The sequence below is a fragment of the Sphingopyxis sp. genome, assembly GCF_051861155.1.
In the GTDB taxonomy this organism is placed as follows: domain Bacteria; phylum Pseudomonadota; class Alphaproteobacteria; order Sphingomonadales; family Sphingomonadaceae; genus Sphingopyxis.
Map to the genome: position 1 here is coordinate 36,562 of NZ_JBHYDE010000007.1, position 13,041 is coordinate 49,602.

Sequence of the window (13,041 nt, forward strand, 5' to 3'; positions counted from 1 at the left end):
CATTGGGGCCGACAGACGCCCCGCACCGCCCCGGGTCGGATTACCTGGAATCAGAGGCCCCGCCCGGCATAGGGCCCGGCGGGCGAAGGAAACCACATGTTTGACGTGAAAAAAGTATCGATCGAGTGGGGCGGTGAAACGCTGACCCTCGAAACGGGCAAGGTTGCCCGTCAGGCCGATGGCGCGGTTGTCGCGACGCTCGGCGAAACGATGGTCCTGGCCGCGGTCACCGCCGCCAAGACGGTCAAGGAAGGGCAGGACTTCTTCCCGCTGACTGTCCACTATCAGGAAAAATATTCGGGCGCAGGCCGCATCCCCGGCGGCTTCTTCAAGCGCGAGCGCGGCGCGACCGAAAAGGAAACGCTGGTTTCGCGTTTGACCGATCGTCCGATCCGTCCGCTGTTCCCGGAAGGTTTCTACAACGAAATCAACGTCATTGCCCAAGTTCTGAGCTATGACGGCCACAACGAACCCGACATTTTGGCGATGGTCGCCGCTTCGGCTGCGCTGACCATCTCGGGCGTCCCCTTCATGGGCCCGATCGGCGCCGCGCGCGTCGGTTATGTCGATGGCGAATATATCCTGAACCCGACCGACGCACAGGTTGCCGAAGGCGACCTCGATCTGGTTGTCGCCGCGACTTACGACGCGGTGATGATGGTCGAATCCGAAGCCAATGAGCTGTCGGAAGAGATCATGCTGGGCGCCGTGCTGTTCGCGCACGACGCGTGCAAGGACGTCGTCAAGGCGATCGTGAAGCTCGCCGAACAGGCTGCCAAGGATCCCTGGGACATGGCCGAGCAGGCCGACCTGTCGGCTGCCAAAGACAAGCTGAAGAAGCTGATCGGCAAGGACATCGCCGCCGCGTACAAGCTCACCGACAAATCAGCCCGCTCGAACGCGCTGAACGAAGCCCGCGCTGCTGCCAAGGCCGCTTTTGCCGACGCTGCGCCGCAGGACCAGATGGCCGCCGGCAAGCTGATGAAGAAGCTGGAAGCCGAAATCGTGCGCGGCGCCATCCTGAAGGACGGCAAGCGCATCGACGGACGCACGACGACGCAGATTCGTCCGATTGTCGCCGAAACGCACTTCCTGCCCCGCGCCCATGGCTCGGCGCTGTTCACGCGCGGCGAGACGCAGACGATCGCGACTTGCACGCTCGGCACCAAGGACAGCGAGCAGATGATCGACGGTCTCAACGGCCTGTCGTATTCGAACTTCATGCTGCACTATAACTTCCCGCCCTATTCGGTCGGCGAAGTTGGCCGCTTCGGGGCGCCCAGCCGCCGCGACATCGGCCATGGCAAGCTCGCCTGGCGTGCGCTGCACGCGGTGCTGCCGACGAAGGACGAATTCCCCTACACGATCCGCATTACCAGCGACATCACCGAGTCGAACGGCTCGTCGTCGATGGCGTCGGTTTGCGGCGGTTCGCTGGCGATGATGGACGCGGGCGTGCCGCTGAAGCGCCCGGTTTCGGGTATCGCGATGGGCCTGATCCTCGAAGGTAAGGATTTCGCGATCCTGTCGGACATCCTGGGCGATGAAGATCACCTCGGCGACATGGACTTCAAGGTGGCGGGGACGTCCGAAGGCATCACCACGATGCAGATGGACATCAAGATCGCGGGCATCACCCGCGAGATCTTCGAAGCCGCTCTGAACCAGGCGAAGGACGGCCGCGCGCACATCCTGGGCGAAATGGCGAAGGCGCTGGGCGAAGCCCGCACCGAGCTGTCCGAACATGCGCCGCGTATCGAAACGATGCAGATCGACAAGGCGAAGATCCGCGACATCATCGGCACCGGTGGCAAGGTGATCCGCGAGATCGTTGCGACCACCGGCGCCAAGGTCGACATCGACGACGAAGGTCTGATCAAGATCTCGTCGAGCGATCCGTCGCAGATCGAAGCCGCGCGCAAATGGATTTCGGGCATCGTCGAAGAAGCCGAGGTCGGCAAAATCTATGACGGCAAGGTCGTCAACCTTGTCGATTTCGGCGCGTTCGTGAATTTCATGGGCGGCAAGGACGGTCTGGTTCACGTCAGCGAAATCGCCAATGAGCGCGTCGAAAAGGTCGCGGACGTCCTGAGCGAAGGCCAGGAAGTCAAGGTCAAGGTGCTCGAGATCGACCAGCGCGGCAAGGTCCGCCTGTCGATGCGCGTCGTCGATCAGGAAACCGGCGCCGAGCTGGAAGACACCCGCCCGCCGCGCGAGCCCCGCAGCGACCGCGGCCCGCGCCGTGATGGCGGCGACCGTGGCGATCGCGGCCCGCGTGGCGATCGTGGCCCGCGCCGCGATGGCGGCGGTGATCGTGGTCCGCGCCGTGACGGCGGCGGCGACCGCGGCCCGCGCCGCGAACGCAACGAAGGTCCGGAAGACCAGGGCCATGTGCCCGACTTCCTGAAGGACTAAGCCTTCGGTTTATCGAACAAGGAAAGGGGCTGCTCCGGCAGCCCCTTTTTGTTGCGCTACCGCCGCGATGCCGCGCTATTTGCGCGCCGCGGCACTTTTGTCCCGGATGGCCTTGAATTCGCTGCCGGCTTTCCAGTCGGGCCAGCGCGCCGAGCGGGCGAGTTCGTCGCCGATCGTATAAAACAGCGAAATATCCTGTACCGCGCCATCAAGGTTCCAATCCGGACCCCAGGCGTCGCACGCCTGATGATAGCATTTGCCGGTATAGGCATCGACCCACGCCTGTCCGGCGGGTTTACCGCCGCTCACGAGGTCGGAGGCGCCGGCGATGCCCATCATCAGCAAAACGGGGACGCCGCGCTTGGCCATGCTGAAATGATCGGCGCGGTAGAACAGGCCGCGTTCGGGCAGGCTTTCGACCGAAACGCTGCGGCCCTGCGCGGCGGCGACGCGCGCCAGATCATCCTCCAGCGTGCCTTGGCCTTTGCCGATCAGGATAACGTCTTTGGCGCGCCCCGCGGTTTGCAGGATGTCGAGGCCGAGGTTGACCACCGTCTTTTCGACCGGAAACAGCGGGTTTGCGGCATAGGCTTCGGAGCCGAGCAGGCCGCGTTCTTCTGCGGTCCAGAAGGCGAAGATGATGCTGCGGTCGGGCGGCGGTGCGGCTTTGACGTTCCGCGCGATTTCGAACAATCCGGCGACGCCGAGCGCGTCGTCATTGGCACCGGCGCGATAGATACGCCCCGTCTCGTCGGCCGGACCCGCGCCATAGGCATCCCAATGGGCGCCATACATCACGACCTCGTCGGGGCGCTTGGCGCCGGGGATTTTGGCGAGGACATTCTGGCTTTGCACGACCGCCTGCGCCACGGGGATGGCGGCGTTGAAGCTGGTGCCAAGGTCGACGGGTTTGAAATCCTTGCGGCGCGCAGCGATGCGCAGCTTTGCCAGATCCTGTCCGGCGTTCGCGAAGAGGCTTGTCGCGGTCTCGCCCGAGATCCAGCCTTGCAGCGCGAGGCTGGTAACCTTTTCGGGCGGGACGACGAGGCCGTAATTTTCGCCGCCGCCGCTTTTGACGACGTTCCAGCCATAACCGACGCCCTCGGTGTCGTGGACGATCAGCGCCGCGATCGCGCCGCGCCGCGCCGCCTCTTCGAACTTGTAGGTCCAGCGGCCGTAATAGGTCATCGTCCGCCCGCCGAACTTGCCGAAGCTGTCCTCGCCCTTGGCCGCAACGAAATCGGGATCGTTGATCAGGAAGACCGCGACCTTGCCCGTCAGATCCTGACCCTTGAAGTCGTCCCAGCCGCGTTCGGGGGCGGCGACGCCATAGCCGACGAAAACCAGCGGCGCGTTTGTGACAACTGCCTGGTCCTTCGGCTGGAGCGTTGAGACATAGATGTCGGTGCCAAAGGTGAGCGGCGTCGCCGCACCCCGGCGCTCGAACGCGAGCGTGGTGGGGGTGCCAAGGCGGGTGTGCAACAACGGCACCGGCTGGGTCCAGCCGCCGTCCACCCCGGCGGGTTCGAGCCCCAGCGCCTGCAGCCGCCCGATCAGATAGCCGACCGTGCGTTCCTCACCGATCGTCCCGGGCGCGCGGCCCTGAAACTGGTCGGAGGCGAGGGTGCGCACGGTTTCGGTGAGCCTGGCGGCGTCGATGGCGGGCGCGGTTTGGGCTGCCGCGGGGACCGACAGGGCAGCGAGGAGCGAGGCGGCGGCGAGGCGTAGGGTCATAAGGCGAAGGCTTCCCGGTTGATGGGCCGCCAGCCTAGGCGCTTTCGGGGCGGCATTGAAGCGCGCAAACCGCCACGCGGCGAGTTCGTCGTTTGACCGCAAGAAACGGAGCGTCGCCGGGGCGGCGGCGTGGCAGGGGTGCGCCATGACACAGACGATCGACACCGCCGTCGCGGCGCGCATCGCCGCGCTGGACTGGCCCGCCATCGGCGCCGCACTCGACCGGGACGGTTGGGCGGTCCTGCCGCAGCTGCTCTCGGCCACCGAAGGCGACGACACCGCGGCGCTCTATGGCGACGAGGAACGCTTCCGCAGCCATGTCCAGATGGCGCGGCACGGGTTCGGGCGCGGCGAATATCGCTACTTCGCCTATCCATTGCCGCCGCTGGTCGCGGGCTTGCGCGCAGCGCTCTATGCCCGGCTGGCGCCGGTCGCCAATCGCTGGCACGAGCGGATGGGGCGAGCGGAGCGCTTCCCTGGCGATCACGCCGACTATCTGGCGCATTGCCATGCCGCGGGGCAGGCGCGGCCGACGCCGCTGCTGCTGCAATATGGGCCGGGCGATTACAACTGTCTGCACCGCGACCTGTATGGGGCGGAGGTGTTCCCGTTGCAGGTCGCGGTGTTGCTGTCGGCGCCGGGGACGGATTTTGACGGCGGCGAATTTGTCCTGACCGAACAGCGGCCGCGGATGCAGTCGCGCGCCGCGGTGGTGCCGCTGGCCAAGGGCGACGCGGTGATATTCGCGGTGAACGAGCGCCCGGTGGCGGGCAGCCGCGGCGATTATCGGGTGGCGATGCGCCATGGGGTGAGCGTGGTCCGGTCGGGGCGGCGCCACACGCTGGGGGTGATTTTTCACGACGCGGCCTAATCGCGCCTGGCGGGTGGACATGGCCGCTGCGGCGGCTAAGCCGGGGGCCATGTTATCGGCATCAGCGAGGACAGCGGCGATGGATTTTTCCCGGCTTCAGGCGAGCAGCAAAATTGGCGACGACTGGGTCTATCCGCAGCCGCCATGCCTGAATTTCGGCTGGCTGGAAGTCGACCTGGACCCCGCGCACCGCATCTATTGGGAGGAATATGGCAACCCCGCGGGCGAGCCGGTGATGTTCCTGCACGGCGGCCCCGGCGGCGCGTGCGCCCCGGCGATGGCGCGCTTTTTCGATCCCAAACGCTACCGCGTCATCCTGTTCGACCAGCGCGGGTGCGGCAAGAGCGAGCCCAATGTCGCATCGGCGGGCCCGGCGGTGGCGCTGGCCAAGAACACCACCGCCGACCTGATCGGCGACATCGAGAAATTGCGCGATCATCTGGAGATTATGGGCGCCATGCACGTGTTTGGCGGCAGCTGGGGCAGTACGCTGGCGATGGCCTATGCGATCGCCCACCCCGCGCATTGCGCCAGCCTGATCCTGCGCGGCATCTTTCTGGGCGCGGCGGAGGATCTGCTGTATCTGTATCAGGGCAATGCCGCGACCTGGGATGCCGACCCCTACGGGCTGACTGCGCCGGGAGCGTATATCAAATATCCGGGTGAGTGGGCGGCGTTGCTGAACGTGCTGACCCCCGCCGAGCGCCGCGACGTGATGGCGTCGTACAAGGCGATTTTCGACATGGCGCCGGCGAGCGCGGCGGAAAAGGCGCGGCAGCTGGAGGCGGCGGTGACCTGGTCGCTGTGGGAGGGGGTGATTTCCAACATGATCCCCGAGACCGCCGACACCGGCAAGTTCGGCGAGGCCGACTTCGCGCTCTGTTTTGCGCAGATCGAGGCGCATTATTTCGCGAACGAGCTGTTCATTCCGGCGGGGCATTTCTTCGACAATATCGCCACGCTGGCGGCGATCCCGGTGCATATCGTCCATGGCCGGTTCGACGAGGTGTGCCCGCTGACCCAGGCATCGCGGCTGGTCGCGGCGCTGCGCGCGGCGGGCGCCGAGCCGGTGAATTACATCGTGACCAACGCCGGGCACAGCGCGATGGAGCGCGAGAATGCGCTGGCGCTGACCGCGGTGATGGACGGACTGGCGCCGATCGGCGGCTGAGGCGCCGTGACTTCGGTCGCCCGGGACGCTAGACCTGTCTCACTCGATCACGACGGAGGGCGCCGCATGCCCCGCTTTCTTGCTGTCTATACAATGCAGCCCGAAGACCTCGCGCGCTTTCGCGCTCTGCCACGATCCGAACAGGATGCGATTGATGCGGCGGGCCTGCCGCTATGGGTGGACTGGGAGGCGCGGAATGCCCCGTTTTTGCCCGATCGCGGCGGCATGGTCGGCAAAACCAGGCGCGTGACCAAGGCGGGCGTCGGTGATGCGGTGAACCCTTTCTGCGGCTATATCGTCGTCGAGGCCGATGACATCGATGCGGCCGCCCGGCTGTTCGAGAACCATCCGCATTTCACGGTATTTCCGGGGGACGGTGTTGACATCATGCCGTTCCTCACCGACCCGAAACCGGTTTGAAAATTCGCTGATCGCCTTTGCCTCGAAAGATCTCCCTGCCATGAAGCATCTGCTGGCCGCCATCTTCGGCATCCTGCTCGCCGCGGCGTCGCCCGCATCGGGGACGTTGCAGCGGGGCGATGTCATCGTCCGCGACGTGACCGTGATCGATGTCGAGGCGGCGAAGGCGGTCGCCGGGCAGGCGGTCGTGCTGCGCGGCGACGATATTGTCGCGGTCGGCCCCGATGCGGCGATCGCACGCAACTGGCGCGCGATCCGGCAGATCGACGGCGAGGGCAAGTTCCTGATCCCCGGATTGTGGGACATGCACGTCCATTTCGGCGGCGGGCCCGCGCTGATCGACGAGAATAAGGCGCTGCTGCCGCTATATGTCGCGAACGGGATCACGACGATCCGCGACGCGTCGGGCGACCTGCCCGACCAAGTGCTCGCCTGGCGGAGCGAGATTGCGGACGGCCGCCTGTTCGGCCCGCGCCTGCTGACCTCGGGCGCCAAGATCGAGGGGATTGCGCCGCTGTGGAAGGGGACGATCGAGGTCGGCAGCACCGCTGACGTCGACGCGGCGCTCATCCGGCTCAAGGACCGCGACAAGGTCGATTTCGTCAAGATCACCGACAGCACGCTGAAGCCCGAACTCTTCCTCTATGCGCTGGGCAAGGCGAAGGCGCTGGGGCTGCGCACGTCGGGGCATATCCCGATGGCGTTGACCGTGCAGCAGGCGGTCGATGCCGGGATCAGTTCGATCGAGCATCTCGACTATGCCTATCATGCGGGCGCGAAGGACGAGGCTGCAATCGCCGCCGACTTCGCCGCAGGCCGGATCGACCGTGCCGAGGCGAACCGCCGTCTGGGCGCCGGGTTCGATCGCGCGACCGGGATGGCTGCCTATCGCCGCTTCGCGGCGCAGGGGGTGTTTGTCACCCCGACGCTAAACGGCAGCCGGATCATCGCCTATCTCGACCGCGACGATCATTCGAAGGACGCGGGCCTCGCCTATGTCGGGCCGAAGCTGCGCCAGACCTACGCCTGGCGCGTCGAACGCGCTGCGAAGGCCGATGCCGCCGCCATTGCGGCGCGGCACCAGCAGATCGAGGATGTCGCCGCGATCCTGCCGATGCTGGCCGAGGCGGGGGTGCCGATCATCGCAGGGACCGACGCGGGTTTCCTCAACAGCTTCAACTATCCGGGCTTTGGCCTGCACGACGAGATCGCGCTGTTTGTCGACAAGGGGCTGACCCCGGCGCAGGCGCTGGCGTCGGCGACGCGCGCGGGGCCGGCGTGGTTCGGCTGGCTGGGTCGTTATGGCGCGATCAAGCCGGGCATGGCGGCCGATCTGGTGCTGCTGACGCGCAATCCGCTGGACGACATCGCGGCGACGCGCGCGGTCGATATGGTGATCCTGCGCGGGGCGGTGCATGATCGCGCGGCGCTCGACGCGATGCTGGCCGATACGAAGGCCAAGGTTGCGGCCTGGGATGCGGCGCCGAAACCCTAGTGGACGTTAGCGGCGGCCGCCTTGCGCGCACGCCACACGCTCCACAGGGTGAACACGCCCATCAGCGCCCAGATGACGTTGAGCCCCGCCGAGGGCAGCGCGCCATTATAGCCCGAGTTCAGCACAAAGCCGCTTGCCCCGATCACGTTCATCCATTGATAAAGATAGCCGCGCGGTTCGATCCGGCCGAGTGAGAGCAGGACGTAGCTGGCGAGGATGAGCGCGGCGGCAAGCCAGCCGATAACCTCGATCGCGATCTGTAAAACGCTCATATGCCGTCCCTTTGGGTGGCCTGCACCCCGGCGGGGGACAGGAAATTCAGCGCATCGTCCGTTCGAGTGCCTCGACCGCGTCCTTGGCGTCGGCGAGCCCGAGGCCGGTGCGTTCGCGGACCAGCTTGATCGCCTCGATCTTGCGATCCTGGCGGATCAGGTCGCGGATTTCGTCATTGTCGATCCGCTCGTCGCCGACGCGCACCATCGGAGGCGGGACGGTGCGCGGCGGCGGCGCGGAGAGGTCGCGGCGTGCCCGCTGCCCGCGCAAATAGCGGGCGAGGAGCAGGCCGAGAGCCAAGCCGAGGATCAGGAACAGCAGCTTGCCCATCGCCCGATCCTCGCCCGTTTATGCTTACGCCGCCAGCTTGCGCAGGACGTAGTGCAGGATGCCGCCGTTCATATAATATTCGACCTCGTTCGCGGTATCGATGCGGCAGAGCGTATCGAAAGCGAAGGTCGAGCCGTCGGCGCGGGTGACGTTCACGGTGACCGTCTGGCGCGGCTTCAGATCCGCGACGCCGGTGATGGTGAACTGGTCGTCGCCGGTCAGGCCCAGCGTCTCGCGGCTCTGGCCGTCGAGGAACTGCAGCGGCAGCACGCCCATGCCGACGAGGTTCGAGCGGTGGATACGCTCGAAGCTCTCGACGATCACCGCGCGGACGCCGAGCAGATTGGTGCCCTTCGCTGCCCAGTCGCGCGACGAGCCGGTGCCATATTCCTTGCCGGCGATGACGACGAGCGGGGTGCCGTCGGCCTTGTGGCGCATCGCGGCGTCATAGATCGGCATGACTTCGGCGCCGTAGCGCGACATGCCGCCCTCGATGCCGGGGACCATTTCGTTCTTGATGCGGATGTTGGCGAAGGTGCCGCGCATCATGACGTCGTGGTGGCCGCGGCGGGCGCCGTAGCTGTTGAAGTCGGCCTTGCTAACCTGATGTTCCATCAGCCATTTTCCGGCCGGGCTGTCCGCCTTGATGCTGCCCGCGGGGCTGATGTGATCGGTCGTGATGCTGTCGCCGAGGATCGCGAGCGGTTTCGCGTCGATGATGTCGCTGACCGGCGCCGGGGTCATCGTCATGCCCTCGAAATACGGCGGGTTGGCGACATAGGTCGATCCGGCGCGCCACTGATAGGTGTCGCTGCCTTCGACCTCGATCTTCTGCCAATGCTCGTCGCCCTTATAGACATGCGCGTAGCGCGCGACGAACATGTCGCGGTCGACCGCGCCCGCCACCGCATCGGCCACTTCCAGATTGGTCGGCCAGATATCGGCGAGGAAGACGTCGTTGCCCGACTGGTCCTGCCCGATCGGGGTGGTGGTGAAATCCTCGATCACCGTGCCCTTGAGCGCATAGGCGACGACGAGCGGCGGCGAGGCCAAGAAGTTCGCGCGCACGTCGGGCGACACGCGGCCTTCGAAGTTGCGGTTGCCCGAGATCACCGCCGCGGCGACGAGGCCGTTTTCGTTGATCGCCTTCGAAATCGGCTCGGCGAGCGGACCCGAATTGCCGATGCAGGTCGTGCAGCCATAGCCGACGAGGTTGAAGCCGATATTGTCGAGATGCTTCTGTAGCCCGGCCTTTTCCAGATAGTCGGTCACAACCTGCGACCCCGGGGCGAGCGACGTCTTGACCCACGGCTTGGGCTTGAGGCCCAGCGCGTCGGCCTTTTTCGCGACGAGCCCTGCGGCGACGAGCACCCCGGGGTTCGAGGTGTTGGTGCAGCTGGTGATCGCGGCGATGGTGACGTCGCCGTCGCCGATGTCGAAATCCTTGCCCTCGACCGGCACGCGCGTCTGCGCCTTTTTATAGGTGTTGACCATGTCGGCGTTGAACACATCGTCGACGTCGGGGAGCGAGACGCGGTCCTGCGGACGCTTCGGCCCGGCGAGCGACGGCACGACGGTGCCGAGGTCGAGTTCGAGCGTGTCGGTGAAGATCGGGTCCGCGGCGCCCTCGACGATCCACAGCCCCTGCGCCTTCGCATAGGCCTCGACCAGCGCGATATTCGCGTCGCTGCGGCCGGTGAGGCGCATATAATCGAGCGTCTTGTCGTCGACGCCGAAGAAGCCGCACGTTGCGCCATATTCGGGCGCCATATTGGCGAGCGTCGCACGATCCGCGAGGCTCAGCGAGGCGAGGCCGGGGCCGAAATATTCGACGAAGCGGCCGACGACGCCCTTGGCGCGCAGCATCTGCGTCGCGGTGAGCACGAGGTCGGTCGCGGTGACGCCTTCCTTCAGCTTGCCGGTGAATTTGAAGCCGACGACTTCGGGGATGAGCATCGACACGGGCTGGCCGAGCATCGCGGCCTCGGCCTCGATCCCGCCGACGCCCCAGCCGAGCACGCCGAGCCCGTTGATCATCGTCGTGTGGCTGTCGGTGCCGACGCAGGTGTCGGGATAGGCGACGGTTTCACCCGACGCGTCGTCGCTCGACCACACCGCCTGCGCGATATGCTCGAGATTGACCTGGTGGCAGATGCCGGTGCCCGGGGGCACCGCCTTGAAATTCGAGAGCGATTTGGACCCCCATTTCAGGAAATCGTAACGCTCGCCGTTGCGGTAATACTCGATCTCGACATTCTGCTCGAACGCCTTGGGATGACCGAATTCGTCGACCATGACGCTGTGGTCGATGACAAGGTGGACGGGGACGAGCGGGTTGATCTTGGTCGTGTCGCCGCCCAGCTTGGCGATCGCATCGCGCATCGCGGCGAGGTCGACGACGCAGGGAACGCCGGTGAAATCCTGGAGCAGCACGCGCGCCGGGCGATACTGGATCTCGCGGTTCGAATGCGGGTCTTTCTGCCAGTCGACCAGCGCCTGGACATCGTCGGACGACACGGTGAAGCCGCCGTCTTCGAAACGCAGCAGGTTTTCGAGCAGCACCTTCATCGAAAACGGCAGCCGCGACACGTCGCCGAGCTTTGCCGCGGCCTTGTCGAGCGAATAATAGGCATAATGTTTGCCGCCGACGCTCAGCGTCGAACGGGTGCCCAGCGTGTCGTTGCCCGTGGTCGTCATTTTGCAGTTGCCCCATTTCTGGCGCGGCGGGGGAAGACTGTCCGAAGGCGAAGCGGGAGAGCGGGGCCAACGGGAGTCGCACGCGCGGGTTTATGTTGGCGCCGCCTTACGCCGGGGGTGGGGAAATGCAAGGGGGTGGGGGTGGTTGCAATTGCCCGGTCCTTTGAATGGTGTCGAATCTCTTGACCGGGGGGTTCGCAATATGTTCCAAGGCGCTCGGTCGGCGCCCTTTGGTGGCGGCGCATCGCGGGCGTCTCGATTCTAGGGAACAAGATGACGAAGTATAAAGTTGTTTCTCTATTCTCCGGCGCGATGGGTCTCGACCTTGGGCTGGAGCGGAGCGGCCATTATGAAATCCTGGCTTGCGTCGAAAAAGAACGGTCCTTTTGCGATACGATCGAACGCAATGTTGCCCTCGGCAATGTGGCGGGGAGACCCAAAGTTATCTGCGCGGATATCGCGAACCTGTCGGTCGACGCGTTCCTAAAGGCCACGGGCATTCAGCGGGGCGAAGTTGACCTGCTGGTTGGCGGGCCGCCGTGCCAATCCTTTTCGACGGCCGGCAAGCGGCAGAGCGTTCAGGATCCGCGCGGCACATTGCTGTGGCATTTTCTGCGCTTCGTCGAGGAACTCCAGCCTAGGTTCTTTTTGATGGAGAATGTCAGAGGCCTTGGTTCGGCGGCGTTGAAGCATCGCCCGCTGGCATCGCGGCCGGAAAAGGGCGGTGCCCCGCTGTTGCCCGAGGAGGAAGCGGGATCGGTGATCCGGCTGTTCGCAGAAGATCTGCAAAAAATGAGCGGCGGTCCCTATCATATGGACTGTTTTGAAGTGAACGCGGTCAATTACGGCGCCCCGCAACTGAGAGAGCGCGTCCTCTATGTCGGCAACCGTTTCAATTATGAGGTTGATTTTCCGCTGCCGACGCACGGCAATCCGAGCGCCGCAACGCCGGATGCCGATCTGTTGGCGGGAACTGCACTGTTGCCATGGCGTACTTTGGGTGAAGCGATCCGGCCGCTGCGCGAAGCGGACCCGGTCATCATGGATTTCAGCCCGCGTAAGAAGGCCTTTCTCTCGCTAATCCCGCCGGGATCGAATTGGCGAAGCCTGCCGGTGGACATTCAGCAGGAATCGATGGGGAAGGCGTGGAAGGCCAAGGGGGGACGCTCGGGCTGGTGGCGCAAGCTTTCCTACGACCTCCCTTGCCCGACGCTGGTAACCATGCCGAACCATGCGAGCACGGCGCTGTGCCACCCCGAGAAGAATCGTGCGCTGACGCTGCGTGAATATGCGCGGGTGCAGGAATTTCCCGACGAATGGCAATTTTGCGGCACGCCGTCGCAGCAATATGCGCAGGTCGGAAATGCCGTTCCGGTACGGCTTGGTTCGGTTGCCGGTTCGGTGATTGCGGGTGCGCTGAGCGTTCTGCAGCGTCGGGACTGGCGGCCGCTCGACAAGGTGCTGAACGCCTATCGCGTGATCTATATCCAGTCGCATGTCCGGACGCGGCAATGGTTCAAGGACGGCAAGAGCGTCGCGTGGATGGGAAATGACGCGGAAGGGCACCATCATTACAAGGCACCGGTGACGCTGCGCCGGTCTAAGGAATTGGGAGCGGTGCGCTAGTGGCGCGAG

General features: G+C 65.3%; 10 protein-coding genes. 6 read left to right on the plus strand and 4 right to left on the minus strand.

Annotated elements, in window-relative coordinates; translation table 11 throughout:
* The first annotated feature begins 96 nt into the window (after nt 1–96).
* On the plus strand, nt 97–2,415 hold the full coding sequence (gene pnp / locus ACTIFP_RS13300; protein ID WP_439569192.1) for a polyribonucleotide nucleotidyltransferase: 2,319 nt from the start codon (nt 97–99) through the stop codon (nt 2,413–2,415).
* A 75-nt stretch (nt 2,416–2,490) separates the two neighbouring features.
* On the opposite strand, the gene ACTIFP_RS13305 is transcribed toward pnp, so the two are convergent.
* Complete coding sequence (locus ACTIFP_RS13305; RefSeq protein WP_439569193.1) at nt 2,491–4,149, minus strand: M20/M25/M40 family metallo-hydrolase; 1,659 nt, start codon at nt 4,147–4,149, stop codon at nt 2,491–2,493.
* 145 nt (nt 4,150–4,294) lie between these two features.
* On the opposite strand from ACTIFP_RS13305, the gene ACTIFP_RS13310 reads away from it, so the two are divergent.
* The 4 genes from ACTIFP_RS13310 (at nt 4,295) to ACTIFP_RS13325 (ending at nt 8,106) form a co-directional block, all read left to right on the plus strand.
* Nucleotides 4,295–5,020 (plus strand): 2OG-Fe(II) oxygenase, encoded by a 726-nt coding sequence (locus tag ACTIFP_RS13310; protein WP_439569194.1) that lies wholly within the window; start codon nt 4,295–4,297, stop codon nt 5,018–5,020.
* Nucleotides 5,021–5,099: 79 nt separating this feature from the next.
* Nucleotides 5,100–6,191, plus strand: coding sequence for a prolyl aminopeptidase (pip, locus tag ACTIFP_RS13315; RefSeq protein ID WP_439569195.1), 1,092 nt, complete (start codon nt 5,100–5,102; stop codon nt 6,189–6,191).
* Nucleotides 6,192–6,257: 66 nt separating this feature from the next.
* The gene (locus ACTIFP_RS13320) at nt 6,258–6,611 is read left to right on the plus strand and encodes a hypothetical protein (RefSeq protein ID WP_439569196.1); all 354 of its coding nucleotides are present in this window, start codon (nt 6,258–6,260) and stop codon (nt 6,609–6,611) included.
* A 40-nt stretch (nt 6,612–6,651) separates the two neighbouring features.
* Entirely contained in the window at nt 6,652–8,106 is a 1,455-nt protein-coding gene (locus tag ACTIFP_RS13325) for an amidohydrolase family protein (RefSeq protein WP_439569197.1), read from the plus strand.
* Here the strand turns inward: ACTIFP_RS13325 and ACTIFP_RS13330 are convergent.
* Genes ACTIFP_RS13330 through acnA form a run of 3 tightly spaced genes read right to left on the minus strand, consistent with a single transcriptional unit; the run spans nt 8,103 to nt 11,406 of the window.
* Entirely contained in the window at nt 8,103–8,378 is a 276-nt protein-coding gene (locus ACTIFP_RS13330; RefSeq protein ID WP_439569198.1) for a CBU_0592 family membrane protein, read from the minus strand. The genes ACTIFP_RS13325 and ACTIFP_RS13330 overlap by 4 nt on opposite strands.
* Before the next feature lie 46 nt (nt 8,379–8,424).
* Entirely contained in the window at nt 8,425–8,709 is a 285-nt protein-coding gene (locus tag ACTIFP_RS13335) for a ribosomal protein L7/L12 (RefSeq protein WP_439569199.1), read from the minus strand.
* A 24-nt stretch (nt 8,710–8,733) separates the two neighbouring features.
* Nucleotides 8,734–11,406: an aconitate hydratase AcnA gene (gene acnA / locus ACTIFP_RS13340; RefSeq protein ID WP_439569200.1), complete on the minus strand. Its 2,673-nt coding sequence runs from the start codon at nt 11,404–11,406 to the stop codon at nt 8,734–8,736.
* Between the two features lie 273 nt (nt 11,407–11,679).
* Here acnA and ACTIFP_RS13345 point away from each other — a divergent pair, with 273 nt between their 5' ends.
* Complete coding sequence (locus tag ACTIFP_RS13345) at nt 11,680–13,032, plus strand: DNA cytosine methyltransferase (protein ID WP_439569201.1); 1,353 nt, start codon at nt 11,680–11,682, stop codon at nt 13,030–13,032.
* Nucleotides 13,033–13,041: the final 9 nt, after the last annotated feature.

What these genes read in the sequence shown, in the direction of transcription:
- ACTIFP_RS13330 (WP_439569198.1), bottom strand. Translation starts at nt 8,378, where the DNA reads ATGAGCGTTTTACAGATCGCGATCGAGGTTATCGGCTGGCTTGCCGCC.
- ACTIFP_RS13335 (WP_439569199.1), bottom strand. Translation starts at nt 8,709, where the DNA reads ATGGGCAAGCTGCTGTTCCTGATCCTCGGCTTGGCTCTCGGCCTGCTC.
- ACTIFP_RS13305 (WP_439569193.1), bottom strand. Translation starts at nt 4,149, where the DNA reads ATGACCCTACGCCTCGCCGCCGCCTCGCTCCTCGCTGCCCTGTCGGTC.
- pip (WP_439569195.1), top strand. Translation starts at nt 5,100, where the DNA reads ATGGATTTTTCCCGGCTTCAGGCGAGCAGCAAAATTGGCGACGACTGG.
- acnA (WP_439569200.1), bottom strand. Translation starts at nt 11,406, where the DNA reads ATGACGACCACGGGCAACGACACGCTGGGCACCCGTTCGACGCTGAGC.
- ACTIFP_RS13325 (WP_439569197.1), top strand. Translation starts at nt 6,652, where the DNA reads ATGAAGCATCTGCTGGCCGCCATCTTCGGCATCCTGCTCGCCGCGGCG.
- ACTIFP_RS13345 (WP_439569201.1), top strand. Translation starts at nt 11,680, where the DNA reads ATGACGAAGTATAAAGTTGTTTCTCTATTCTCCGGCGCGATGGGTCTC.
- pnp (WP_439569192.1), top strand. Translation starts at nt 97, where the DNA reads ATGTTTGACGTGAAAAAAGTATCGATCGAGTGGGGCGGTGAAACGCTG.
- ACTIFP_RS13320 (WP_439569196.1), top strand. Translation starts at nt 6,258, where the DNA reads ATGCCCCGCTTTCTTGCTGTCTATACAATGCAGCCCGAAGACCTCGCG.
- ACTIFP_RS13310 (WP_439569194.1), top strand. Translation starts at nt 4,295, where the DNA reads ATGACACAGACGATCGACACCGCCGTCGCGGCGCGCATCGCCGCGCTG.